This window comes from Serratia sp. X10, assembly GCF_017811775.1.
Taxonomy (GTDB): domain Bacteria; phylum Pseudomonadota; class Gammaproteobacteria; order Enterobacterales; family Enterobacteriaceae; genus Serratia; species Serratia ureilytica.
In genome coordinates this window covers 700,553-724,066 of sequence record NZ_JAEIOH010000001.1, presented here as the reverse complement: position 1 = coordinate 724,066, position 23,514 = coordinate 700,553, and the positions used below count along the sequence as shown (strand labels likewise).

The following is a 23,514-nucleotide window of genomic DNA, read 5'->3' as shown; positions in this document are numbered from 1 at the left end:
AACGTCATTTCAGCATTAATGCCATCAGCGCCTGCGCCGCGGCGGTCAGCGGCCGTCGGCGGTGATGCACCAGCCACACTTCGGTCGTGGCGTCCGGCTCCGCCAGCGGCAAATAGCGCACGCCGTCCACCCGCACCCGGGCGAAAGACGCCGGCAGAATCGAGACCCCCAACCCGGCGGAGACCAGACCGATGATGGTCATCGCTTCTCCCACTTCCTGAGTGATATACGGGGTGATACCGGCCTTGCCGAGCAGCAGCAGAATTTCGTCATACAGCGCCGTGCCCACTTCGCGCGAGAAGAACACGAACGGCTCCTGCGCCAGGTGTTGAAAACGCAGCGCGCCGCCGGGCGTTTCCGCCAGCGGATGCCCCTCCGGCACCACCGCCACCAGCGGTTCGCGCAGCAACAGCTGATAGTGCAGCGCTTCCGGCAGCCGCGTGTTGCGCATCACCCCGAGATCCAGCTCACCGTTCAGCAGCGGTTCGATCTGCTGTTTGGTGTTGATTTCGCGCATCTTGATGTGCACCTGCGGAGAATGCTGACGGAAAGCGCGCAGGCTGCGCGCCACCACGCCGATAAAGGGCGCGGAAGAGGTAAAGCCGATGGTCATTTCCCCCAGTTCGCCGCGATCCAGGCGCGCCGCCTTTTCCGCCGCGCGGCCGACCTGATCGAGCACCTGATAGGCTTCTTTGAGGAACATCTCCCCTGCCTGCGTCAAGCTGACGTTGCGGTTGTTGCGCGCCAACAGCCGCGCGCCGACCATCTCCTCCAGCGCCTGGATTTGCTGGCTGAGCGGCGGCTGGGAGATACGCAGCCGCTCGGCGGCGCGGCCAAAATGCAGCTCTTCCGCCACGGCGATAAAGTAACGCAGGTGTCTCAACTCGATATTCATATTTAAAAAGTCTTAATTGTAATTATTAATATATTAGACAAAAAAATCGCCGCTCCCTATCATTTTGTTATCTGCAAAGTGTCTGTTTATCTCCCCGAAGTTCGGTAAGGAAACGCTGTGACAACCCCTGTGCGTTCTGCGGCCGTGATGCCGTCGACGCTGGCCGCCAACGATGACGCGGCCGCTGCGCCAACAGTAAAACGCTCCACCCTCAACAACAAACTCCCCTACATCGAACGCGGTACGCCGCAGTTTATGCGCGTAACGCTGGCGCTGTTTTCCGCCGGGCTGGCGACCTTCGCGTTGCTTTATTGCGTGCAGCCGATCCTGCCGGTGCTGTCGCAAGATTTCGGCGTCTCGCCGGCCGAAAGCAGCCTGTCGCTCTCGGTCTCTACCGGCCTGCTGGCGATCGGCCTGATGTTCACCGGGCCGCTGTCCGACGCCATCGGCCGCAAGTCGGTGATGGTGGTGGCGCTGTTGCTGGCGGCAGTCTGCACGCTGATTTGCGCCTTTATGACCAGCTGGCACGGCATTTTGCTGATGCGCGCGCTGATCGGCCTGTCGCTGAGCGGCGTGGCGGCGGTCGGCATGACCTATCTCAGCGAAGAGATCCATCCCAGCTTCGTCGCCTTCTCGATGGGGTTGTACATCAGCGGCAATTCGATCGGCGGCATGAGCGGCCGCCTGGTGACCGGGGTGTTGACCGACTTCATCTCCTGGCGCGTCTCGCTCGGGGTCATCGGTCTGTTCGCCCTCGCCGCCGCCTTCATGTTCTGGCGCATCCTGCCCGCTTCGCGGCATTTTCGCGCCAGCTCGCTGCGCCCCCGCACGCTGCTGATCAACTTCAAACTGCATTGGCACGATAAGGGGCTGCCGCTGCTGTTCGCGGAAGGCTTTCTGCTGATGGGCAGCTTCGTCACCCTGTTCAACTACATCGGTTATCGCCTGCTGGCGGATCCTTATCATCTGAGCCAGGCGATCGTCGGCCTGCTGTCGGTGGTCTACCTCACCGGTTCCTACAGCTCGCCCAAGGCCGGGGCGCTCACCTCGCGCTTCGGGCGCGGCCCGGTGCTGCTGGCGTCGATCGTGATTATGCTGATCGGGATTCTGATTACCGCGTTGCCGCAGGTGCCGGCGATCTTTATCGGCATGATGCTGTTCACCGCCGGTTTCTTCGCCGCCCACTCGGTGGCCAGCAGCTGGATTGGCCGCCGTGCGCGCCGCGCCAAAGGCCAGGCGTCGTCGCTGTATCTGTTCTGTTATTACGTCGGCTCGAGCGTAGCCGGGACCCTCGGCGGCGTGTTCTGGCACAGTTTCGGCTGGAATGGCGTGGCGGCGTTCATCAGCCTGATGCTGTTGCTGGCGCTGCTGGTGGTGCATTACCTGAAGCGCCTGCCGGAAGCGGCGCGCCTGTGAATAAAAAAGCCGCGGTGGATTACCGCGGCTCGCTATGCCAATGCCGGTGATTATTGACCGGTTTTCCAGCGGGTGCGCAGGTACTCCACGGCCTTATCCGTTTGCGGCTCGGTCAGATAACGTTGCCGGAACAGGATGGTTCCCCCCATCCCCGGCAAGCTCTCGTTGAGATCCAACTGCCTTTTCAGCTCGGGAACGCCGCCGTCGACGGTCCATGCCGGTTCGCTCGCCGATGGCGTGCCCACTTTATACAGCGCCACCCCGGCATAAAGCCGAACCGGCGTGTCTTTCACCACCTCGGCCCACCAGTTGGCCAGCACGTCGTAGCGGACTATTTCACGATCGAAAGGCCAGTACAGCTGCGGTGCGATGTAGTCGAGCAGCCCCAGTTTGACCCACTGGCGCGTATCGGCATAGGCCGCATCGTACGATGGCGCGCCGGCCTGAGTCGCCGAACCGGCGGGATCGTCCGCTTTGTTTCGCCAGACGCCCGCCGGGCTAACGCCAAACGCGACAGCGGGCTTTAGCGCCCTGACGGTGGCTGAAACCTGTTTTATCAATTGCAGCGTATTGTCTCTTCGCCAACTGGCCTTGTCTGCAAACCCTTTGCCGTATTCGCGATACGTCTTTTCATCATCCAGCGGCGATTGCGGCGTCTCATAATAGAAATAATCGTCAAATTGAATGCCGTCGACGTCATAGTTTTTGACGACTTCGGCCACCACGCCGGTGATCCAGTTGCGCACATCGGGTAAGCCAGGATCGAGCGCAAAGCGGTCGTTGGCCGTACGTATCCAGTCGGGATGCAGCGCATAGACGCTGGCCGGCGGGGACTGCAGCGTTTGATTAAGGGCATCAATCGTTTTCTGCCGGGTATTCATGGAAACCCGATAAGGATTCAGCCAGGCGTGCACTTTGATGCCGCGCCGGTGCGCTTCTTTCAGCATAAAGGCCAGCGGATCGTAACCCGGATCCTGGCCCACGGTGCCGGTCAATACCTCCGACCAGGGCAAGATGTCAGAACGCCACAGGGCCGTTCCGTCCGGTTTAACCTGAAAATACACCGTGTTAATCCCGGTTTTCACCATGTCGTCCAGTGCGCCCGTCAGCGCCTGCTGCTGCAGGCGAATTCGCTCTGGCGCGGTATCCGCTTTCAGGGAGGCCGCCGGCGGCCAGTCCAGCCCCATGACGGTGGCCAGCCAGATGCCCCGCATCGGTGTGACCGGCGGTGCAGGCTGCGGAGGCTTTTCCGGCTCAGGGGGTTTGGCGCATCCGCTCACGCCCAGCATGGCGGCCATCAACAGCCATCCGCCTAGTTTTGTTGCGCCTGTCGGCATAAATGTTCTCCTTCCGTGAGTGACGGTTATCCCATGTCGTATCGTGCAGAGCAAGAAACCGCCTGCTTTATCAACGCTATCCCGCGACCGGCGTCGCCCTTTCTGACGACGCCGGTGCTTGCCCCATTACCAGCTCAGCCCCGTCCCGCGAGGGAACGCCACCTTGCCCGTATTGGTTTCCTCATCGTAGTCATGCCAGGTGTTGACCGGCAGTTTGCCCTGCGGTTTGATTTTCCCCGTCAGCACGTGCGCCAAAGCGATCATCGACGGGCCACGCCACACGCCGCTGTCATACCCGTAGTAAGAATAGGTGGCGACAGCCGCATCCACGTTTGCGGCATAGTTCACGATATCGTAAGGCGCGCGCAATGAGAGGTGAACGCGTTTTTTCCCCTGCTCGGCGGCGTATTTCAACCAGCCCGGGTAAGAGCTGCTGTCATTACCCGATCCGGTGGCGGCGGTAACGACGCCATCCTGCTCGGCAGGTGTAAAGCGGGTCGAAAGCGTGCCGAGCAGGAACACGTCGCAATCGGCAATATGCGCCCTGATTTGGGCATCGCTCAGTTCCGTTTCCTTCGCGGCAACGACGTTCTGGTAGCCCTCCTGCGCCATCACGTTAGCGATGCCTTTGGCCTGCTCACCCCACGGGGTCAGGATAAAATAGCGCAGCGCCTTGTCTTTCAACGGCAGCAGGCTGTGGCGGTTAATGACCACGGTAATGGAGCGATCGGCGATGCGTTTTTCCAGCTTATGCGCTGAGGACGAAACGCTGCTGGAACAAGGGGCCTCGCGATGCCCCATCAGGTGATGGCGTAATTTGAGGCGCAAAATGCGCTCGACCGAAGCATCGATATCGGCCTCGCTGAGATGCCCTGTTTTCACCCGATCCGCAAGGTAACGAATCAGGTCCGGCAGCAGGTTAGCCTGAGAGGGTGAAGCGATGCTGACAGGCATCAGGGCGATATCCACCCCGGCGGCAAAGACGTTTTCAGCCGCCCCTTGCTGGCTGAAATGCTCGGCAATCGCGCCCATATCCAGCGCATCTGAAATCGTTACGCCGGCATAACCCAGCTCATCGCGCAGGATGCGGGTCTGAATTTCATGCGACATGGTGGCCGGCACCGTGATTTTTTCGCCGCTGCGGGTGTCGATCTGGCGGTTATCCAGCGCGGGGTACTGAATATGCGCAGTCATCACCATATCCGGCGCCGCGCAGCGATCAATGGCCTGTTTGTAAGGGGCGATATCGATGGCAAAGGCCTCTTCCCGCGTGCGATCGACGCGGGGCAAACCGGTATGCGAGTCGGTAGAGGTGCTGCCATGGCCAGGGAAGTGTTTGTAAGCGGTGATAAGCCCTTGCTGCTTCATACCCGCCACCATTTTCTCGGCCAGGCGGGCAACGGCGTTATTATCATCGCTAAAGGCGCGAACGTTAATCACCGGGTTGAACGGGTTGGTGTTGACGTCCACAACCGGTGCAAAGTTGGTATTGATATGCAACGCGCGCATATCCTGGGCCATCAGCTTACCCTGCTCAACGGCGAGCTGTTTATCGGCGCCGCCCTCAATCGCCGCGGCGAGCGCCATATTGCCGGGGAATGAGGCATAGTCGCCGCGCGGCAGCCGGAAAACGTTACCGCCCTCGTTATCCGTGCCAATGAACAGGCGGATGCCGGCGTGGGTTTTCATCGCGGCATACCAGGCCGTTAACGTATTGATCTGCTGCTTATCTTTCAGATTATTGGCAAACAGGATCACCCCACCCACATGGTTATCGGTGATCAGCTTGCCAATGGCTTCATCGGGAACGGTCATATCCTGATTGCTGCTACCGTTCCGATCCCAGTAGCGAAAATCCAGCATGATTTTTTGCCCGATCTTCTCTTCCAGCGTCATGTTTTTGACTTTCTGTTTAATATCCACAGTAAACCTCCTGTTAAAGCACCCGTTAATGACAGAAGAAAAGATAACCCCAAGGGCTCATAGCGTCCTGCCATTCTGTTTGTTCCAGCGTTTGGACAACGGCAAACGGGAAATGGATTAAACAGAAGACAAACGAACAGCAAAAAATCCGTCAATGAATCAAAACCATAAGAAGACCAGGTTTATTTTCGACAGTCACACTTGCCCGCATGCGTGGCAGACGAGAGAGAATTCTTCCTGCAACCCGCCCTATTTCCGCCTGGTAAGCCGGGCGGGCAGTTAAGCCGAATATTGCCCCATTGCCGATGTTGCCCCCAGTCCGCTACTCTCCTATAGTATGTTGTAACTAAAATAGGGGCATATGATGAGCAAATACGATGTGATTGGCCGGATGAACGCCTGCTTTACCGAACTGGAGCAAGCCCTCGGCGCATTGCAGCAGCAGATAACCCCGCTGCGGCTGCTGGCGGCGCGGGTGTTCAGCCTGCCGGAGGTAGAAAAAGGCCAGGAACATCAGGCCATTTCGCATATCGCGGTCGAGCAGCATGTGGGGCAAGCGGCGCGCGATCTGGCGCTGGAACACTATCAGCGGCTCTTCATCCACCATAACCGTGAAAATGTCAGCAGCAAGGCCGCCGTGCGCCTGCCCGGCGTCATCTGTCTGGCGGTGGAGCAACCGGAATATCAGGCGCTGCAAACGCAGCTGGCGCTGATCAACCGCCTGAAGGGCGAGCTGGAACAGATTATCACCGTCGATTCCGGCCTGGCGCCGGAGCAGCGTTTCGAATTCGTGCACACCCATTTGCACGGGCTGATTACCCTCAGCGCCTACCGCACCCTCACCGCCCTGACCAATCCCGACTCGGTGCGCTTCGGCTGGGCCAACAAGCACATCATCAAAAACGTCAAACGGGACGACATCCTGGCGCAGTTGGAGAAAAGCCTGAAAACCGGCCGCGCGGTGCCGCCGCACAGCCGTGAACAGTGGGCCGCTCTGGTCAGCCGCGAGATAGACGATGTCAGCCGCCTGCCGCAGCATGCGACGTTGAAAATCAAGCGGCCGGTAAAAGTGCAGCCGATCGCCCGCGTGTGGTATCAGCAGCAGCAAAAACAGGTGCAGCATCCCTGCCCGCTGCCGCTGATCGCCCTGTGTCAGGTTGAAAGCGGCGCTGCGGTGCCGAAGATCGGCGAACTGCTCAACTACGACGCCGACGCGGTGAAGCATCGCTACAAACCCGACGCCAGGCCGCTGCGGCTGCTGGTGCCGCGCCTGCACCTGTATACCGACGGCGCTACTCGCTGAGAGCATATACCCGCAGGCGATGGCCGTCCGGGTCCCGTGCTACGAAGGTGTAGCCGAATTCCATCTCGGTTGGCGTTTGCTCGATAGGCAGCCCGAGCTCGCGCCACTGGTTATAGCGCGCCTCCACTTCTTGCGGATCCTGGCATAAAAAGCCCAGTTCACCGCCGCCGCCGGTCAGCGTGGCAGCGGGTTTTACCCCCTGTTTGGCCCACATCCCGAGCTTGAAGCCGTTGTTGAGCACGAACAGGGCAAAGCCGGGAGAAAGCTCTACCGGCGCCTGCCCCAGCAGGCGTTGATAAAAGGCGGCGCTGTTGAGCGGGTTATCGACGTAAAGCAGGGTCATGCTGGGAAGGGTCATCGGTCTGTCCTCTGGGTGATGGGAACCGGTTGGTTCCCGATAGGCACAGACTAAAGGAGGCGACTGACAGTTTATGGCAGCAGCGTGTCGTTATTGTTCCGCAATGCCTTCGCTCAACCGCCACTCTTTCAACAGTCGCCGCCGGCCATGCGGATAACGCTGTTCCAGCGGCGTGGCGGCCTGAATGCGATCGAGGCGAAAATGACGAAAGGCCTGGCGCAACTCACACCAGGCAACCAGCATCTGGAACCGATCGAAAAAACCCAGCGCAAAGGGCCACAGCAGGCGTTCGCTGCGCTGCCCCGCCAGGTCGAGATAGTCGATATGCAGCTTGCGCTCGCGGCGGATGCTGTCACGGATTAACACCCGCATCTCATCCGCCACCGGCGGCGACTGAGCCGGTGCGATAAGCAGCGTGTTGGCCTCCAGCTCCTCCCGCAGCGCCGTCGGCAGTACGTCGGCGATCTTGGCGAGCGCCTGGCCCGCGGCGCTCGCCAACTGGCTGTCGCCGCGGCGGCTGACCCAGCGCATGCCCAGCACCAGCGCTTCAATTTCCGCTTGCGAGAACATCAGCGGCGGCAGCATAAAACCGGGGCGCAGCACATAGCCGAGCCCCGCTTCGCCGACGATCTCCGCTCCCTGCTGCTGCAGCGTGGCGATATCGCGGTACAGCGTGCGCATGCTGATGCCCAGCGTCTGCGCCAACGCATGGCCCGCCACCGGATAGCGGTGGCTGCGCAGCAGCTGCATCAGATCGAGTAAACGTTGTGCGCGCGACATATCATCGCTCCCTGCATAACGCGGTTTGGACAAAGTCGGCAAAGGCCCGCGCCTTGGCCGAGACGAAATGGCCGCCGGGGAACACCGCCCACAGCGCCAGCGGCGGCAGTTGCCAGTCCGCTAATGCCGCGACCGCGGCTCCGCTTTGCAGCTCGCTGCGGAACATGCCTTCGCTGGCGACGGTGGCGCCAAAGCCCGCCAGCACCAGCTCGCGTACGCACTCCGCCGCGTTGACCCGCATGCGCCCCGGCAACCGTAGCGCGCGCTGTTCCCCTTCGCGGCTGAAACGCCACTGCTCGCCGCCGCCCCGGCGATGGTAAATCACCATCTCGTGCTGCAACAGATCTTCCGGTCGCTGCGGCATACCGGCAGCGGCAAAATAACCGGGCGTGCCGATCACGCATTGCTTGACCTCACCCAGCTTGCGGGCGGTAAAGCCGGAATCCTCCAGCTCGCCGACGCACAGGGCTATATCGATCCCCTCTTCAATCAGCGAAAGGTTGCCGTCATCCAACAGCAGATCGACGTTCAAACGCGGATTGGCGCGCATGAACGCCGTCAGATCGGGCAAGGGAACGATACGGGCGAACACCGCCGCCGAAGCCACCCGCAGCCGGCCGCTCAGCGTTTCGCCGGCGTTCTGCACCAGCGCTTCGGTCTCCGCCAGCTCGTTCAGGATGCGCCGGGTGCGTTGATACAGCTGCCGCCCCGCATCCGTCGGCTGCAGGCCATGGGTCGAACGCAACATCAGGCGCGTACCGAGCTGCTGTTCCAGACGCGCCACCGCTTTCGAGACCGCCGGTTGCCCCACGTGCAGCCGCCGCGCCGCCGCGGTGAAGGAGCCGCTCTCGTAAACGCAGGCATAGGTTTCGTAATCGGCAAATTTGCCCATGACATTCCTTGATGGAATAACGGTTAGCATTTATTGCAGTCTACACGCGCCATTCTGGAATGGGCAAGATGAGCGCACCTCTCATTCCCGTCAGGAGTACGCATGACACTGCAAGACACACTCGATGCCTTCAAAGCGGCATTCGAAGCCGACCAACTGCCGTTCAAACTCGCGGCGCAAGATCACGCGCTGATGCGTGAGGCAATCCAGGCGCAGATCGCGTCGGGCATTGCCGAACGCGCCCTGACGATCGGCGACGCCGCGCCCGCCTTTACCCTGCCGGACAGCGAAAACCGGCCATGTTCTTCCTCGGCGCTGTTGGCAAAGGGACCGCTGGTCGTCAGTTTCTATCGCGGGATCTGGTGCCCCTACTGCACGCTCGATCTGCAGGCGCTGCAGGCCACACTTCCCGCCATTACGCAACGCGGCGCGCAGCTGTTGGCAGTTTCGCCGCAAAACGCGGCGCATAACCGCCAGGCCGCGCGCGATCACGCTCTCACCTTTCCGCTGCTCAGTGATGCAGGCAATCGTCTGGCGGCCCAGTTCGGCCTGCGCTACCGCCTGCCGGACGCGCTGATCGCCCTCTATCAACAACGGCTCGGCCTCGATCTGACGCAGTTTAACCAGGATGACAGCTGGACGCTGCCGCTGCCGGCGCGATTCGTCATCGCCCGCGATGGCCGTATTGTCTACGCCGAAGCGCACGCCGATTACACCCGGCGGCCGGAGCCGCAGGCGCTGTTGTCGGTGCTGGAAGGATTGGCCTGATAAAGACGGGGCGCAAACGCGCCCCGTTAAGAGATGGTGATGAATGCGGTTACTTCTGCATGCTGCCGACCATCGCCTCCGGGCGCACCCATTCATCGAACTGCGCTTCGGTCAGATAGCCGAGCTTCAGCGCTGCGGCTTTCAACGTCAGCCCTTCCTTGTGCGCTTTCTTGGCGATTTCCGCCGCTTTGTCATAACCGATATGGGTGTTGAGCGCCGTCACCAGCATCAGCGATTCATTCAGCAACTGGGTAATGCGATCGCGGTTCGGTTCGATGCCCACCGCGCAGTGCTCGTTGAAGCCCTGCATACCGTCGGCCAGCAGGCGGATCGACTGCAGGTAGTTGTGGATCACCATCGGGCGGAACACGTTCAGCTCGAAGTTGCCGGAAGCGCCGCCGATGTTCACCGCCACGTCGTTGCCGAGCACCTGCGCACACAGCATGGTCATCGCTTCGCACTGGGTCGGGTTGACCTTGCCTGGCATGATGGAACTGCCCGGCTCGTTCTCCGGGATAGAAATCTCGCCGATGCCGCAGCGCGGGCCGGACGCCAGCCAGCGCACGTCGTTGGCGATCTTCATCAGCGAAGCCGCCAGCCCTTTAAGCGCGCCGTGCCCCTGCACCAACGCATCGCAGGTCGCCAACGCTTCGAACTTGTTCGGCGCGGTGACGAACGGCTGATGGGTCAACTCCGCCAGCGCTTTAGCGACGCGTACGGCGTACTCCGGATGGGTGTTCAGGCCGGTGCCGACCGCCGTGCCGCCCAGCGCCAGCTCGGCGATGTGCGGGATGCTGTCTTCGATGTGTTTCAGATTGTGCGCCAGCATCGCCGCCCAGCCGGAGATTTCCTGGCCCAGGGTCAGCGGCGTGGCGTCCTGCAGGTGTGTGCGGCCGATTTTGACGATGTCGCGGTAGGCTTCGGCCTTGTCGCTCAGCGTCTTGTGCAGCACTTTCAGCTCGGGGATCAGGTGCTCGCGCAGCGCAATCACCGCCGCCACGTGCATCGCGGTGGGAAACACGTCGTTGGAGCTCTGACTTTTATTGACGTCGTCGTTCGGATGCACCTTGCGCTCTTCACCGCGCACGCCGCCCAGCAGCTCGCTGGCGCGGTTGGCCAACACTTCGTTCATGTTCATGTTGGTCTGAGTGCCGGAGCCGGTTTGCCAGATGGACAGCGGGAACTGGTCGGCATGGCTGCCCGCCAGCACTTCGTCGGCAGCGTTGATGATGGCGGCGCCCCGCTCGGCCGGCAGCAGCCCCAGGTCCACGTTCACCTGCGCGGCGGCGCGCTTGGTCAACGCCAGCGCATGGATCAGCGCAGTCGGCATCTTTTCGGAGGAAATGCGGAAATGCGCCAATGAGCGCTGGGTCTGCGCGCCCCACAGCTTGTCGGCCGGTACTTCGATGGGGCCCATGGAGTCTTTTTCAATACGAACGCCTGCCATCATTGTCTCCTTAGCATAATTCCTAAAATTGTAGGGTTAGGCCGACGCGCTACCCCCCGTCGGCACGCATTCCCAGTATAGTGACATAATAACTATTCGCATTAAGAGAGTTATCTCACAGCACGATTCATCTCTTTTACCCATTCATGACGCGGTTATTTGCCGTCGGTTAACCCGCGCCGAAATAAAGGCGAAGAAAGAACCGGGATAATAAACGCGGAGATGAAAATTAACGCGCGTGACGTGAATTAAAATTATTGATGCGCTGCGCCTGTAAGTGATTGAGTTCATCGATCCGCTGCTGTTGTAAATGATTGTTCTCATCGTAGGCATCCTGCCGTTCATTATGGCGATACGCCCCGGTCGCCACCGCGCCGGCAGTGAGCGCCAGCGGATGCGCCACGGGTGCAGTCACGGCGGGAAGCGTGACCGGTGCGGGCGCAACGACGATCGGCGCCGGCGTTATCACCACGGCGCGCGGGGCCACGTAGGGATAGGTGACGATCACCGCCCCTGGGCCGCCCCGGTGCAAAGCCCCAACAACAGCCACCATTTTTTCATGCAACAGACCTCTCATTTCGTTAAATCGACTCGTTAACGGCTACGGTAAAGCGGTCTGTCGTTCAGGTTTAAGCTCGGCGTGTGACCGCCCGACTTGGCGCAAAAATAATAATAAGAGAATGGCTCAGAAGGTAAAAAATAAATTCCGCCGACATAGTTTGACATGCCGATAAATAAATAATTACGTAGAAAGCCTGCGCTGTCGGCAATAATTTCTTTCCCTCCAATCTACGATCGATTGGCGGATTTGCCGGGCTCTCTTGAGGCCGGTGCGCCATTTGAGACGCCGATCGTTATCACGCTATACTCTGGCCGCGTGACCGGACGCAACCTTATCCGGCGTTGTTTTGATCGCGCCCATGACAGTTCCTGCCGACGCGGGCGTATGATGGTTGTCGGCACAGATGAAGCGAATCTTATAAAATCAGTAAGTTATTGCCATTAGTGCGGCAATGACGCAAAGGACGTTTATCGACATGCAAAAAATGACCAACGCGGTACAGAATTACGCCTGGGGCAGCCACGATGCGCTGACCCGTCTTTACGGCATCGCCAACCCGGATAATCAGCCGATGGCCGAACTGTGGATGGGCGCGCATCCCAAGAGCCCTTCCCGCGTGCCCGGCGCCGATGGCGCACTGCGTTCGCTGCGCTTTCTTATCGATGAAGACCAGCCAAAGCAGCTGGGCGCTGACGTCGCCAGCCGCTTTGGCGAGTTGCCGTTCCTGTTTAAGGTGCTCTGCGCCGATCAACCGCTGTCGATCCAGGTCCACCCGAGCAAAGCGGCGGCCGAGATCGGCTTCGCGAAAGAGAACGCCGCCGGCATCCCGCTGAGCGCCGCCGAACGCAACTATAAAGATCCCAATCACAAGCCCGAGCTGGTCTTCGCCCTGACGCCGTTCCTGGCGATGAACGGCTTTCGCGAACTGGCCGATATCGTCTCCCTGCTGCAACCGATCGCCGGCGCGCACCACGATATCGCCACCTTCCTGCAGCAGCCGGACACCGCCCATCTGTCTACCCTGTTCGCCAGCCTGTTGACGATGAGCGGCGAGCAAAAGTCGCTGGCGCTCGGCGTGCTGAAAGCCGCGCTCAACAACCAGCAGGGTGAACCCTGGGATACCGTGCGCTTCATCGCCGGTTTCTATCCGGACGACAGCGGTCTGTTCTCACCGCTGCTGCTGAACGTGGTGCAGCTCGCGCCGGGCGAGGCGATGTTCCTGTATGCAGAAACGCCGCACGCCTACCTGAAAGGCGTGGCGCTTGAGGTGATGGCCAACTCGGATAACGTGCTGCGCGCCGGCCTGACGCCGAAATTTATCGACGTGCCCGAGCTGCTGGCCAACCTGCAGTTCCGCCCGCAGCCGGCGTCCGGCCTGCTGACCCAACCGGAGCGGCGCGGCAACGAGCTGTTCTTCCCGATCCCGGTGGAAGATTTCGCCTTCTCGCTGCACGATTTGACCGCCGCGCCGCAGGCGCTCGCGCAACGGAGCGCGGCTATCGTGTTCTGCGTCAGTGGCGAAGCGACGCTGGAAAAATCCGGGCAGCGCCTGACGCTCAAACCGGGTGAATCCTGCTTTATCGGCGCCTTCGAATCGCCGGTCAACGTCAGCGGCAGCGGCCGTATCGCCCGGGTTTATAACCAACTGGCCTAACCGTTGATAAATTTCAGCAAATTGCTTGCTGAAAGCGAGAGCTGCCCCCACAATTAAACGCCTGCGGGCGTTTTTTGTCGGCCCATATTTGCCCCCTCCCTCGCAACGGAGGGTTATAAGAAAAAAGGATGAAACAGAGCTATGAAAAAATCGTTAGTCGCTGTCAGCGTCATTGTCGTTCTTGGCGCAGCATGGACCGGGGCATCCTGGTACACCGGGAAACAGATCGAGCAGCACATGGGCGAAGTCGTCGACAACGCCAACGGCCAACTGAAAGCCTACCTGCCGAAAGCCGGCGTCAAGCTGAGCTATGAAAATTACCAGCGCGGCCTGTTCAGCAGTAAAGTGCGTTATGTGCTGCGTTCCGACGGCACGGATACCAGCGAAAACGCGGCGCTGAAAGCCGGTGAAGAAGTGGCGTTCCTGGAAACCATCGATCACGGTCCGTTCCCGTTCGCGCAGCTGAAAAAATTCAACCTGCTGCCGAGCATGGCGTCGGTGCATACCGAGCTGGAAAACACCCCGGCGGTGAAAGGCCTGTTTGAAACCACCAAAGGCAAATCGCTGTTTACCGCCGATTCGCGCATCTCCTACAGCGGCGATACCGCGTCCACCATCGACTTTATCCCACTGGACTACCAGAAGGATAAATCTTCGCTGAAATTCAGCGGCGCCACCATTGACGCCGACGTGTCCCGCGATCTGAAAAAAATCGCGCTGGACGCCAATAGCGACACTATCGTGTTCGCCAGCCCGAACGAATTCGGCCAAAACGAGCAGATCACCTTCCAGGGCTTCAACCTGAAAGGCAACAGTAACGAAAGCAAGTTCGGCGTGAAGCTCGGCGATCAGACGATGACCCTGAAACAGTTCAAACTGACGATCGACGGTAAAGACACCGTGGCGTTGGACGGTTTCAATCTGGTGAGCAAGTTCGGCGAGCAAGGCAGCAGCAATATCGGCGGCCAGATCGATTACACCATGGACGCGCTCAAGGTGCAGGGCAACGACTTCGGCGCCGGTAAACTGACGCTGAAAATCGACAACGTCGACGGCAAGGCGCTGAAAGACTTCTCCGACAGCTACAACCGCCAAACCATGGCGCTGCTGCAGCAGGGCGAGAACCTGGATCCGGACGTCTACGAACAGCAGACCTCCGAGATGCTGCAAAAGAACCTGCCGCTGCTGCTGAAAGGCAACCCAAGCCTCAGCATCGCCCCGCTGAGCTGGAAAAACAGCAAGGGTGAGAGCATCTTCACGCTGGATCTGGCGATGACCGATCCGAGCAAGGCCGCCTCCCCGGCACAGTCGCCGGATCAAGTGATTGCTCAGGCGGTTAAAAAGCTGGATCTCAGCCTGACCATTCCGGAAGCGATGGCTACCGAAGTGACCGCGAAGACCGCCTTGTTGCAGGGTTACAATGAGGAAGACGCGCAGAAACTGGCGCAGCAGCAAGTGCAGGGCCTGGCGGCCATGGGTCAGATGTTCAAGCTGACCACCCAGAAAGACGGCGTGATCGCGAGCAAGTTCCACTACGCTGACAATCAGGTTGACCTGAACGGCAACAAAATGTCGCTGCAGGAGTTCATCGGCCAGTTCGCCATGCTGGGCGCCCCGGCGGAAGACGCTGAACCGGCGCAGGAAGCGGAACCCGCTCCGGCACCGGCGCAGTAATCGCCTGAAAACCTAACAAGGGCCCCCTGCGGGGCCCTTTTTATTTACGCCGCATAAACCGCATCGCGGATCTGCTGCGGGTAGCGGCCGCACATGCCCTCAAATGCGGTATTGGTCAAGACGACTACGCTCAGCTGCGCCTCTGGATCAAAGAACCAGCTGTGGCCGTAAACGCCGCCCCAGGTCAGGGTACCGACATGCTGCGGCGTCTGCGCAGCGTCTGGATCCACCAGCAGCGCGCCGCCAAAGCCGAAGCCCCAGCCCGGCCCTTGCGTTTGCGCCTCGGCGCCGACGTGCGGGTGACGCAGCAACGCCACCGTATCCGGTTGCAAAATGCCCTGCCCACCGCTGCGCAGCGCCTCCACCAGCTTCAGCACATCGTCGGCATCGCCGACCATGCCCGCGCCGCCGGAGGGATAGGCTCCGACGTTAAGCGCGCGCGCCGGCGAGAACGTCACTTCTCCCCCCGCCATGCCTTCCGGCAAGGCGATCCGCACGCCTTCCGGCATGCGCCGCGGCCCCTGCGGCGTATTGTAATAAGGCGTCGCCAGGTTAGCGGCATGGGTCGCATGGAACGCGGTATTGCCGAGCCCCAGCGGCCGCGCCACCCATTCGACAAACAGCTGCGGCAGCGACATGCCCGTCACTCGCTCCAGCACCGCGCCGAGCACGTCGATCGCCAGCGAATAGTTGAAGCGCGCGCCCGGTTCCGACAGCAACGGCGCCTGTGCCAACAGCCGCAGGTTTTGCTCCAGCGTCAGCGTCGACAGCTCCACGCCGTCCTGAATGCCCAACCGATGATACACCCCCGCCGGTGGCTGATTCAGACGATAGTCCAACCCGGCGGTATGGCTCAGCAAATGACGAATGCGGATCGCCGGGCACCGGCCGTCGGCCAGCGCCGGGGTAAACCACGGCAGCCAGTCGCTGACCGCATCGTCGAGGCTCAGCTTGCCTCGTTCAATCAGGCGCAGCGCCGCCAGCGTGGTATAGGGTTTGGAAACCGACGACAGCCGAAACTGCGTTTCTCGCCGCATCGGTTGCCGCGCTTCGCGATCGGCATAACCGGCCGCACCGGCGTAGCAAATTTCACCCCGCTGCGCCACCAGCACCACGCTGCCGACGATGCGCCCTTCGGCCATCGCCTGTTGATCGATCGCCGCGATCCGTTCTGTTAACGCCCGTTGTTCTGCCGACATGATTTTTATCTCGCTGAGGGAAAGTAAAATCAGTCTAAAACGTTCGTCATAAATTAAAATAAGGCATAATTTAATGAATCATTAAGCACAGGTTATTGATAGATGAGTTCACTCCTGCAGCTGCTGCCCTATTTCGAAGCCGTCGCGCGGCTGGGCAACTTCACCCGCGCGGCCAACCAACTGGGCGTCACGCCGCCGGCGGTGTCGCAAAACATTCAGGCGCTGGAGAATCAGCTGGGGGTGCGCTTATTCCACCGCACCAGCCGCTCGGTGCGTCTCAGCGACGAGGGCCGACTGTTTTACCAGAAGGTCTCGCCGGCGATGAACCAGATCGACGTAGCGGCGGACGACGTGCGCGCCCTGGGCGCGCAGCCGGCGGGCCTGCTGCGCATCACGCTGCCGCAACTGGCCGCTTCGCTGCTGGTGATGCCGCACCTGGCGGCGTTTCAGCGGCGCTATCCCGAAGTGCAGCTGGAGCTGTTTACCGAAGACCGCTTTTCCGATCTGGTGCTGGGCAGCTTCGATGCCGGCATTCGCATGCACGCCATGCTGCAAAAGGACATGATCGCCGTGCCGATCGACAACGGCCAGCGCCGGGTGCTGGTCGCCTCACCCGATTATCTGACGCGTTGCGGCGCGCCGGCCACGCCGGACGATCTGCTCGCACACCATTGCCTGCGCTACCGTTTTCCCGGCAGCGGCAAATTGGAGCCCTGGTATTTCAGTCGGCACGGCGATGAGCGGGCGTTGGACGTCAGCGGCAGTTTGATCTTTAACGAAGACAGGCTGATCAAGGATGCGGCGTTGGCGGGCCTGGGGATCGCGCAACGTTTTCAGGGCACGGTGGTGCAGGAACTGGCGCAGGGCGATCTGGTGGAAGTGCTGCCGGAGTATGCCAGCGAGGCATCGGGATTTTTCATCTACTTTCCCGCCGGCAGGCATCTGCCGCTCAAGCTGCGCGCCTTTATCGATTTCATGCGCGAGCGGCGAGAGCAACAGCACCGGTAACAGGGGCGCCCCGACGGCGCCCCCACGATCAGCGCTTATCCAGCGCTTGCACGATGCGGTAAGCCGCCTCGACCCGATCGTCGTTCGGGAACCATTTGTTGGCCAGCATCACCACGGCGATATTTTTCGCCGGGATAAACACCGCGTAGGTGGAGAAACCGCCAGTCGAACCGGTTTTGTTATACCAACCGGCGCGCAGCTCCGGCTGCGGCGGCGTGATGGCGGTGGCCGGCGTGCCGTTCATGATCATCCCGGCGTTGTTGCCCTCGATCAGCCGCGACAGTTTCACCGGGTACGTGTAGTTCTCCCACATCAGATCCTGCGTGAACGCGCCCGCTTTGTAATAGCCGACGTGCGTGGCGGCCAGCGCCTCGCGCCACGGCTGCGCGACCTTCGCCTGCTGCAGGTTGGCGTCCAGGTAACGAATCAGATCGCGGGCGTTGGATTTGATGCCGTAAGATTCAGCGTCCAGCGGGCCGGGATTAACGCGCACCGGCTTATCGTCCTTGTTGTAACCCTGGGCATAGTTGACCATCTGCGCCGCCGGCACCTGAATGTAGGTGTGGCTCATACCCAACGCCGGCAGCATGCCCTGCTCCATGGCCTGGATAAACGGCCGATCGAGGCTCTTGGCGGCGATCATGCCCAACATGCCGATGCCGAGGTTGGAATAGACGCGGTAGCTGCCCGCCGGGTGTTTAGGCTGCCAGGCCCGGTAGTAAGCCATCAGTTGGGCGTTGTCGGTCACGTCGTCCGGCACGAACAGCGGCAGGCCGGATGTGTGGGTCGCCAGATTCAGCAGGCTGACGCCGTCGAAGGCGCTGCCGCGCAGCTCAGGCAGATAATGGCTGGCCGGATCGCTGAACGACAGCTTGCCCTGCTGCTGCGCATAGACCGCCAGCGTCGCGGTGAAGGTTTTGCTCAGCGACCCCACCTCGAACAGCGTCTGCTCGGTGATCGGTTTGCCGGTCTGCTTCGAGGCGACGCCATACGGGTAAATCTGCTGTTTGCCATCGACCGATACGGCGATCGCCATGCCCGGCACGCCGTATTTTTTCATCAGTGGCTGAATAACGGCGTCGATATCCTGCTGCTGCGCGGCGTGCGCGGTCGGCAAGATCAGTGCGGCGATCAGCGCGGCCGCCAGGCGGTTCATTTTCGTCATGATAGAGGCTCTTCGGTTGCAGGGCATCGGCCGCGGCCAAAAGTTTTTATTGGCGTTGCTCACGGCGCACTCCCTGATGGATGATGTCATTCCTTTACGGGCTCCGCCAATCTTGCGGTAGCCGCGCCAAATATCGGTTTTTGCCGCCGGGTTGACAAGCGATAATAATTTCAGCCAGCATAAAGAAAAACTTATGGCTATTAACAATGCGCAACCGACTTCCCCTCAACGCCCTGCGGGCGTTCGAATCCTCCGCCCGCCACCTGAACTTCACCCGCGCCGGTCTGGAGCTGCGCGTCACTCAGGCCGCCGTCAGCCAGCAGGTGCGCATGCTGGAAGAACAGCTGGGCATTCAGCTGTTCCGCCGCCTGCCGCGCGGGTTGGATCTGACCGAAGAGGGCCAGGCGCTGCTGCCGGTGTTGAGCGACGCTTTCGATCGCATCGAGGCGGTGTTGCAGCAGTTCGAAGGCGGGCATTTCCACGAAGTGCTGACGGTGGCGGTGGTCGGCACCTTCGCCGTCGGCTGGCTGATGCCGCGGCTGGCGGCGTTCCGCGCGGCACATCCGTTCATCGATCTGCGGGTGCTGACCCACAACAACCTGGTCAATCTGTCGGCCGACGGCATGGATTTCGCCATCCGTTTCGGCGAAGGTTTATGGCCCGCCACCCGCAATATCAAGCTGTTCGACGCGCCGCTGACGGTGCTCTGCTCGCCGGCGGTCGCCGCGCGCTTGCATACGCCGCAGGATCTGCAACACGAACTGCTGATGCGCACTTACCGCCAGGATGAATGGGAACGCTGGTTCACGGCTGCGCAGGTGACGCCGTGGCGAATCAACGGCCCGGTGTTCGACTCATCGAGGCTGATGGTGGAAGGCGCGCTCCAGTGCGACGGCGTGGCGCTGGCGCCGGTCAGCATGTTCCGCCGCGAACTGGCCGCCGGCGCGCTGCAGCGGCCGTTCGCCGCCGAGGCCGCGCTCGGCGCCTACTGGCTGACCCATTTGAAATCGCGGGATCTGACGCCGGCGATGAAGGCTTTTATCGGCTGGATTTGCCGCGAAGCGGAAGAGGAACAGCGGCGGGACTAAGCGGAGCCGCGCCGGATCAGCGTCGGCGGCAAAATGACGTTCTGCGCGGGCAGATCGGCGTCATTGATGCGCTGCAGCAGGCGCGCGGCGGCGCTGCGCCCCACTTCCCGCGCCGAGCTGGAGACAAAGGTCAGCGGCGGTTCGGTCAGCTCGGCCTCCGGCACGTCGCCGAAACCGATCAGCGCCACCTGCCGGCCGTAGTAGGCGTCGACCCCGTCCGAACCGATGCTGCGGCCGCTGCGCGTCAGGCCAAAATAGGCGCCAAGCGCCACCGAAGCCTTGTGGCAAACGACAGCGGTGATATTCGGGTAGTGGCGCAGCAGCTGTTCCGCCGCTTCCGCCGCCTCACGCTGCCGGCAATCGCACTCGACGATCCATTCGCTGCGAAACGGCAGGCCGTACTGCAACAGCGTGGCGCAAAATCCGCCCAACCTTTCGGCGCGCGTCAACGAGTCGCTCTGGCCACCGAGATAAGCAATCTGGCTGTGCCCGCGTTTGATCAAAAATTCGGTAGCCAGCTTGGCGGCCTGCATATTGTCCGGCCGCACCACGTCCACGCCCTCGAGACCGCTGGAGCGCGCCACGCACACCAGCGGCACGCCCTGCTCGGCCGCCTTTTCCTTCAGCCCGGCCGCCGCGCGAATGCCGCCCGCCAGCACGATGCCGTCGACGCCCTGCGCCAGCAGCGCGTCAAACGCCCGCTGCAGCCCCTGACCATCGCGCCCGCTCTGGGTTAAAAACAGCAGTTTGTCATGCGCCTCCAGCGCTTCGCTCAGCCCGGCGGTCATTTCGGCATAAAAAGGTTCGCAAATGTCGCGCAGGATCAGGCCTATCACCCCGGATTCACCGCCGCGCAGCGTCGCCGCCTGGCGATTGCGCACGTAACCCAGCTGCTCTATCGCCTGATTGACCTTCTCGACGGTGGTCGGCGAAATCCGCCCCTTGCCGCTCAATACCAAGGAAACCGTGGTGACCGAAACGCCCGCCTGTTGCGCCACATCGGTAATGGTGATCTTTTTGATGCTCATAGTCTCTGCGAACCCGTTCCTGGGCAACCCGCGCCGTAGCGATCAAGGGTATACCGAATCCGTCAATGCAGTAAAACGTTTTACTGCCCGCCGCATTGTCGCCAAAAACCGGGCGACAGATTTGTGATTGGCGGCGCATTTTTGCTAGGTAAAACGTTTTATCTTCTTTTTACCTAATCAGCAGTCCCCTTTTTGCTCGTCTTTTCGCCAGGAGAAGTCGGTTATGTCAGCAGCCAATAAACCCAAAATCACCCTCTGGGAGTTCTTCCAGAGCCTGGGCAAAACATTCATGTTGCCCGTCGCCTTGCTCTCTTTCTGCGGCATCATGCTGGGGATCGGCAGCTCGCTGAGCAGCCGCGACGTGATCACCCTGATGCCGTTTATCGGCCATCCGATCTTCCAGCTGATCTTCACCTGGATGAGCAAGATAGGCTCCTTCGCCTTCAGCTTCCTGCCGGTGATGTTCGCCATCGCCATTCCGCTGGGCATGGCGCGCGACAACAAGGGCGTCGCCGCCTTCTCCGGCTTCGTCGGCTTCGCCGTGCTGAATCTGGCCACCAACTTCTACCTGACCGCCGCCGGCGTGCTGCCCACCAGCGATCCGCTGGTGCTGAAGGCCAACAACATCCAAAACATTCTCGGCATTCAGTCGATCGACACCGGCATCCTCGGCGCAGTGATCGTCGGCATCATCGTGTATCTGCTGCATGAACGTTTCCATACCATCCGGCTGCCGGATGCGCTGGCCTTCTTCGGCGGCACCCGCTTTGTGCCGATCGTGACCACCGTGGTGCTGGGCCTGTGCGGCCTGGTGATCCCGCTGGTCTGGCCGTGGTTCGCCGCCGGCATTAACGGCCTGGGCCGCGTCATCAACGGCGCCGGCATCTTCGGGCCGATGATTTTCGGCACCGGCGAACGCCTGCTGCTGCCGTTCGGCCTGCATCACATTCTGGTGGCGCTGATCCGCTTTACCGAGGCGGGCGGCACGATGGAGGTGTGCGGCCACAGCGTCAGCGGCGCCCTGACCATCTTCCAGGCGCAGCTCTCCTGCCCGACCACCACCGGTTTCGCCGAAAGCGCCACCCGCTTCCTGTCGCAGGGTAAAATGCCGGCGTTCCTCGGCGGCCTGCCGGGCGCGGCGCTGGCGATGTACCACTGCGCCAAACCGGAGAACCGCCATAAAATCAAAGGGCTGTTGATCTCCGGCGTGGTGGCCTGCGTGGTTGGCGGCACCACCGAGCCGATCGAGTTTCTGTTTCTGTTCGTCGCGCCGTTCCTTTATCTGATCCATGCGCTGCTCACCGGGTTGGGCTTTACCGTCATGGCGCTGCTGGGCGTGACCATCGGCAACACCGACGGCAACATTATCGACTTCGTGGTGTTCGGCATTCTGCACGGCACCGCCACCAAGTGGTATCTGGTGCCGGTGGTGGCCGCCGTCTGGTTCGTCGGCTATTACGCCATTTTCCGCTTCGCCATCCAGCGCTTTAACATCAAAACGCCGGGCCGTGAGAGCGACGGCGCCGTCACCCCAAACGCGCCGAGCGGCGCGGCGGGCAAATCCGGCTACAATGTGCCGGCGATTTTGGCGGCGCTCGGCGGCCCGGACAACATCATTACGCTGGACAACTGCATCACCCGCCTGCGCCTGTCGGTCAACGACATGAACCAGGTGGACGACGCGGCGCTGAAGGCCAACCGCGCCATCGGCGTGGTGCATCTCAACGATCATAATCTGCAGGTAGTGATCGGCCCGCAGGTGCAATCGGTGAAGGATGAATTAGACTCACTGATAGCCACGGCGCGCCCTGCCGCGGCGCTGCAGGGAGCCACCCATGTTTGATTTCTCCACCCCGATCGACCGCCACGGCACCTGGTGCACCCAGTGGGATTACATCGCCGATCGCTTCGGCAGCGCAGACCTGCTGCCGTTCACCATCTCCGATATGGATTTCGCCACCGCGCCGTGCATTCTCGAGGCGCTGCAACAGCGCCTGCAGCATGGCGTGCTGGGCTACAGCCGTTGGCAGCATGAGGATTTTCTCGGCGCGCTGCGCCACTGGTATCAACAACGTTTCAACACCGCTATCGACACCGCAACGGCGGTGTACGGCCCTTCCGTTATCTACATGGCGGCGCAGCTGATCCGCCAATGGTCCGTGCCGGGCGACTACGTGGTGACCCATACCCCGGCCTACGACGCCTTCTATAAGGTGATCCTCGCCAACCAGCGCCAGCTGCTGGCCTGCCCGCTGCACAAGGCCGCAGATGACTGGCGCTGCGACATGGCGCACCTCGAAGCGCTGCTGGCGCGGCCGCAGACCAAGATCCTGCTGCTGTGCAGCCCGCATAATCCCACCGGTAAAGTGTGGCGCCGCGAAGAGCTGCAGCAGATGGCCGAACTGTGCGAACGCCACGACGTGAGGGTGATCAGCGATGAGATCCACATGGACATGGTCTGGGGTGAACACCGCCATACGCCCTGGAGCCAGGTGGCGACCGGCGCCTGGGCCTTGCTGACCTCCGGCTCCAAGAGTTTTAACATTCCGGCGCTGACCGGCGCCTACGGTTTTATCAGCGACGACGCCAGCCGCGAAGCCTATTTCCAGCAGCTCAAATCCCGTGACGGCCTCTCCTCGCCGGCGGTGCTGGCGGTGGCGGCTCACGTAGCCGCCTATCGGCGCGGTGAACCCTGGCTGGATGCCCTGCGCGACTATCTGCAGGATAACCTGACCTACGTCGCCGAACGGCTGGCGGAGGCGTTTCCCGCGCTGGGCTGGCGCCCGCCGCAGGCCACCTATCTGGCCTGGATCGATCTGCGGCCGCTGGCCGTGGACGATCGGGCGCTGCAGCAGGTGCTGATCGAGCGTGAAAAGGTGGCGATCATGCCGGGCTTTACCTACGGCGAAGAAGGCCGCGGGTTCCTGCGCCTCAACGTCGGCTGCCCGCGCAGCAAGCTGGAAGCCGGCATGGACAAGCTGATCGCCGGGTTGAAGTTTGTGCTGGACGAGCAATAA

20 protein-coding genes are annotated in these 23,514 nt (G+C 61.3%); 9 read left to right on the top strand and 11 right to left on the bottom strand.

Features of this window, described 5'->3' with window-relative positions; all coding sequences use genetic code 11:
* Positions 1 to 4: 4 nt before the first annotated feature.
* Entirely contained in the window at positions 5 to 895 is an 891-nt protein-coding gene (locus J9788_RS03725) for a LysR substrate-binding domain-containing protein (protein ID WP_046898442.1), read from the bottom strand.
* A gap of 147 nt (positions 896 to 1,042) precedes the next feature.
* On the opposite strand from J9788_RS03725, the gene J9788_RS03720 reads away from it, so the two are divergent.
* Positions 1,043 to 2,311 (top strand): MFS transporter, encoded by a 1,269-nt coding sequence (locus J9788_RS03720; RefSeq protein WP_182265103.1) that lies wholly within the window; start codon positions 1,043 to 1,045, stop codon positions 2,309 to 2,311.
* A gap of 50 nt (positions 2,312 to 2,361) precedes the next feature.
* On the opposite strand, the gene J9788_RS03715 is transcribed toward J9788_RS03720, so the two are convergent.
* Both J9788_RS03715 and J9788_RS03710 read right to left on the bottom strand, forming a co-directional pair.
* Entirely contained in the window at positions 2,362 to 3,648 is a 1,287-nt protein-coding gene (locus tag J9788_RS03715) for a glycoside hydrolase family 10 protein (protein WP_182264538.1), read from the bottom strand.
* 126 nt (positions 3,649 to 3,774) lie between these two features.
* On the bottom strand, positions 3,775 to 5,571 hold the full coding sequence (locus tag J9788_RS03710) for a glycoside hydrolase family 3 protein (RefSeq protein WP_182264539.1): 1,797 nt from the start codon (positions 5,569 to 5,571) through the stop codon (positions 3,775 to 3,777).
* Between the two features lie 364 nt (positions 5,572 to 5,935).
* On the opposite strand from J9788_RS03710, the gene tus reads away from it, so the two are divergent.
* The gene (gene tus / locus J9788_RS03705) at positions 5,936 to 6,874 is read left to right on the top strand and encodes a DNA replication terminus site-binding protein (RefSeq protein WP_046898446.1); all 939 of its coding nucleotides are present in this window, start codon (positions 5,936 to 5,938) and stop codon (positions 6,872 to 6,874) included.
* Here the strand turns inward: tus and J9788_RS03700 are convergent.
* From J9788_RS03700 to J9788_RS03690, 3 genes are all read right to left on the bottom strand, one after another.
* Entirely contained in the window at positions 6,864 to 7,232 is a 369-nt protein-coding gene (locus J9788_RS03700) for a VOC family protein (RefSeq protein ID WP_028128189.1), read from the bottom strand. The two genes, tus and J9788_RS03700, sit on opposite strands and share 11 nt — an antisense overlap.
* A gap of 90 nt (positions 7,233 to 7,322) precedes the next feature.
* Positions 7,323 to 8,012, bottom strand: a complete 690-nt coding sequence (locus J9788_RS03695) for a YafY family protein (RefSeq protein ID WP_182264540.1) — start codon at positions 8,010 to 8,012, stop codon at positions 7,323 to 7,325.
* Between the two features lies 1 nt (position 8,013).
* Positions 8,014 to 8,904, bottom strand: a complete 891-nt coding sequence (locus tag J9788_RS03690; RefSeq protein WP_046898448.1) for a LysR family transcriptional regulator — start codon at positions 8,902 to 8,904, stop codon at positions 8,014 to 8,016.
* A gap of 102 nt (positions 8,905 to 9,006) precedes the next feature.
* Between J9788_RS03690 and J9788_RS03685 the strand changes: the two genes are divergently transcribed.
* Positions 9,007 to 9,672, top strand: coding sequence for a peroxiredoxin-like family protein (locus J9788_RS03685; protein ID WP_182264541.1), 666 nt, complete (start codon positions 9,007 to 9,009; stop codon positions 9,670 to 9,672).
* A 49-nt stretch (positions 9,673 to 9,721) separates the two neighbouring features.
* Here the strand turns inward: J9788_RS03685 and fumC are convergent, their stop codons facing one another.
* A complete protein-coding gene (gene fumC, locus J9788_RS03680; RefSeq protein ID WP_089197008.1) occupies positions 9,722 to 11,119 on the bottom strand; it encodes a class II fumarate hydratase in 1,398 nt (465 codons plus the stop codon).
* Positions 11,120 to 11,348: 229 nt separating this feature from the next.
* The gene (locus tag J9788_RS03675; RefSeq protein ID WP_227414467.1) at positions 11,349 to 11,684 is read right to left on the bottom strand and encodes a hypothetical protein; all 336 of its coding nucleotides are present in this window, start codon (positions 11,682 to 11,684) and stop codon (positions 11,349 to 11,351) included.
* 472 nt (positions 11,685 to 12,156) lie between these two features.
* Between J9788_RS03675 and manA the strand changes: the two genes are divergently transcribed.
* Both manA and J9788_RS03665 read left to right on the top strand, forming a co-directional pair.
* Entirely contained in the window at positions 12,157 to 13,335 is a 1,179-nt protein-coding gene (gene manA / locus J9788_RS03670; protein ID WP_046898452.1) for a mannose-6-phosphate isomerase, read from the top strand.
* Between the two features lie 141 nt (positions 13,336 to 13,476).
* Positions 13,477 to 15,009 carry a YdgA family protein gene (locus tag J9788_RS03665; protein ID WP_072627185.1) on the top strand — a complete coding sequence of 511 codons (1,533 nt, stop codon included), beginning with the start codon at positions 13,477 to 13,479 and terminating at the stop codon, positions 15,007 to 15,009.
* 44 nt (positions 15,010 to 15,053) lie between these two features.
* On the opposite strand, the gene J9788_RS03660 is transcribed toward J9788_RS03665, so the two are convergent.
* Entirely contained in the window at positions 15,054 to 16,208 is a 1,155-nt protein-coding gene (locus J9788_RS03660; protein WP_182264542.1) for a serine hydrolase, read from the bottom strand.
* A 102-nt stretch (positions 16,209 to 16,310) separates the two neighbouring features.
* On the opposite strand from J9788_RS03660, the gene J9788_RS03655 reads away from it, so the two are divergent.
* On the top strand, positions 16,311 to 17,216 hold the full coding sequence (locus J9788_RS03655) for a LysR family transcriptional regulator (RefSeq protein WP_046898455.1): 906 nt from the start codon (positions 16,311 to 16,313) through the stop codon (positions 17,214 to 17,216).
* 28 nt (positions 17,217 to 17,244) lie between these two features.
* Here J9788_RS03655 and blaSRT read toward each other — a convergent pair whose 3' ends face one another.
* Entirely contained in the window at positions 17,245 to 18,381 is a 1,137-nt protein-coding gene (blaSRT, locus tag J9788_RS03650) for an SRT/SST family class C beta-lactamase (protein WP_182264543.1), read from the bottom strand.
* Positions 18,382 to 18,587: 206 nt separating this feature from the next.
* Between blaSRT and J9788_RS03645 the strand changes: the two genes are divergently transcribed.
* Positions 18,588 to 19,469, top strand: coding sequence for a LysR family transcriptional regulator (locus tag J9788_RS03645; protein WP_033650493.1), 882 nt, complete (start codon positions 18,588 to 18,590; stop codon positions 19,467 to 19,469).
* Here the strand turns inward: J9788_RS03645 and J9788_RS03640 are convergent.
* Positions 19,466 to 20,497: a Mal regulon transcriptional regulator MalI gene (locus tag J9788_RS03640; RefSeq protein WP_033650494.1), complete on the bottom strand. Its 1,032-nt coding sequence runs from the start codon at positions 20,495 to 20,497 to the stop codon at positions 19,466 to 19,468. The genes J9788_RS03645 and J9788_RS03640 overlap by 4 nt on opposite strands.
* Before the next feature lie 223 nt (positions 20,498 to 20,720).
* Between J9788_RS03640 and malX the strand changes: the two genes are divergently transcribed.
* Together malX and J9788_RS03630 are read left to right on the top strand one after the other, a co-directional pair.
* Positions 20,721 to 22,340: a maltose/glucose-specific PTS transporter subunit IIBC gene (gene malX / locus J9788_RS03635; protein ID WP_182264544.1), complete on the top strand. Its 1,620-nt coding sequence runs from the start codon at positions 20,721 to 20,723 to the stop codon at positions 22,338 to 22,340.
* Positions 22,333 to 23,514 (top strand): MalY/PatB family protein, encoded by a 1,182-nt coding sequence (locus J9788_RS03630; RefSeq protein WP_182264545.1) that lies wholly within the window; start codon positions 22,333 to 22,335, stop codon positions 23,512 to 23,514. Before malX ends, J9788_RS03630 begins: the two co-directional genes overlap by 8 nt.

Bases quoted from the DNA above. Each gene is read 5' to 3' on its own strand.
- J9788_RS03660 (WP_182264542.1), bottom strand. From the start codon at position 16,208: ATGTCGGCAGAACAACGGGCGTTAACAGAACGGATCGCGGCGATCGAT.
- J9788_RS03665 (WP_072627185.1), top strand. From the start codon at position 13,477: ATGAAAAAATCGTTAGTCGCTGTCAGCGTCATTGTCGTTCTTGGCGCA.
- J9788_RS03695 (WP_182264540.1), bottom strand. From the start codon at position 8,012: ATGTCGCGCGCACAACGTTTACTCGATCTGATGCAGCTGCTGCGCAGC.
- tus (WP_046898446.1), top strand. From the start codon at position 5,936: ATGAGCAAATACGATGTGATTGGCCGGATGAACGCCTGCTTTACCGAA.
- J9788_RS03655 (WP_046898455.1), top strand. From the start codon at position 16,311: ATGAGTTCACTCCTGCAGCTGCTGCCCTATTTCGAAGCCGTCGCGCGG.
- J9788_RS03685 (WP_182264541.1), top strand. From the start codon at position 9,007: ATGACACTGCAAGACACACTCGATGCCTTCAAAGCGGCATTCGAAGCC.
- J9788_RS03640 (WP_033650494.1), bottom strand. From the start codon at position 20,497: ATGAGCATCAAAAAGATCACCATTACCGATGTGGCGCAACAGGCGGGC.
- blaSRT (WP_182264543.1), bottom strand. From the start codon at position 18,381: ATGACGAAAATGAACCGCCTGGCGGCCGCGCTGATCGCCGCACTGATC.
- J9788_RS03645 (WP_033650493.1), top strand. From the start codon at position 18,588: ATGCGCAACCGACTTCCCCTCAACGCCCTGCGGGCGTTCGAATCCTCC.
- J9788_RS03690 (WP_046898448.1), bottom strand. From the start codon at position 8,904: ATGGGCAAATTTGCCGATTACGAAACCTATGCCTGCGTTTACGAGAGC.
- malX (WP_182264544.1), top strand. From the start codon at position 20,721: ATGTCAGCAGCCAATAAACCCAAAATCACCCTCTGGGAGTTCTTCCAG.
- J9788_RS03720 (WP_182265103.1), top strand. From the start codon at position 1,043: ATGCCGTCGACGCTGGCCGCCAACGATGACGCGGCCGCTGCGCCAACA.
- J9788_RS03725 (WP_046898442.1), bottom strand. From the start codon at position 895: ATGAATATCGAGTTGAGACACCTGCGTTACTTTATCGCCGTGGCGGAA.
- fumC (WP_089197008.1), bottom strand. From the start codon at position 11,119: ATGGCAGGCGTTCGTATTGAAAAAGACTCCATGGGCCCCATCGAAGTA.
- J9788_RS03700 (WP_028128189.1), bottom strand. From the start codon at position 7,232: ATGACCCTTCCCAGCATGACCCTGCTTTACGTCGATAACCCGCTCAAC.
- J9788_RS03715 (WP_182264538.1), bottom strand. From the start codon at position 3,648: ATGCCGACAGGCGCAACAAAACTAGGCGGATGGCTGTTGATGGCCGCC.
- manA (WP_046898452.1), top strand. From the start codon at position 12,157: ATGCAAAAAATGACCAACGCGGTACAGAATTACGCCTGGGGCAGCCAC.
- J9788_RS03630 (WP_182264545.1), top strand. From the start codon at position 22,333: ATGTTTGATTTCTCCACCCCGATCGACCGCCACGGCACCTGGTGCACC.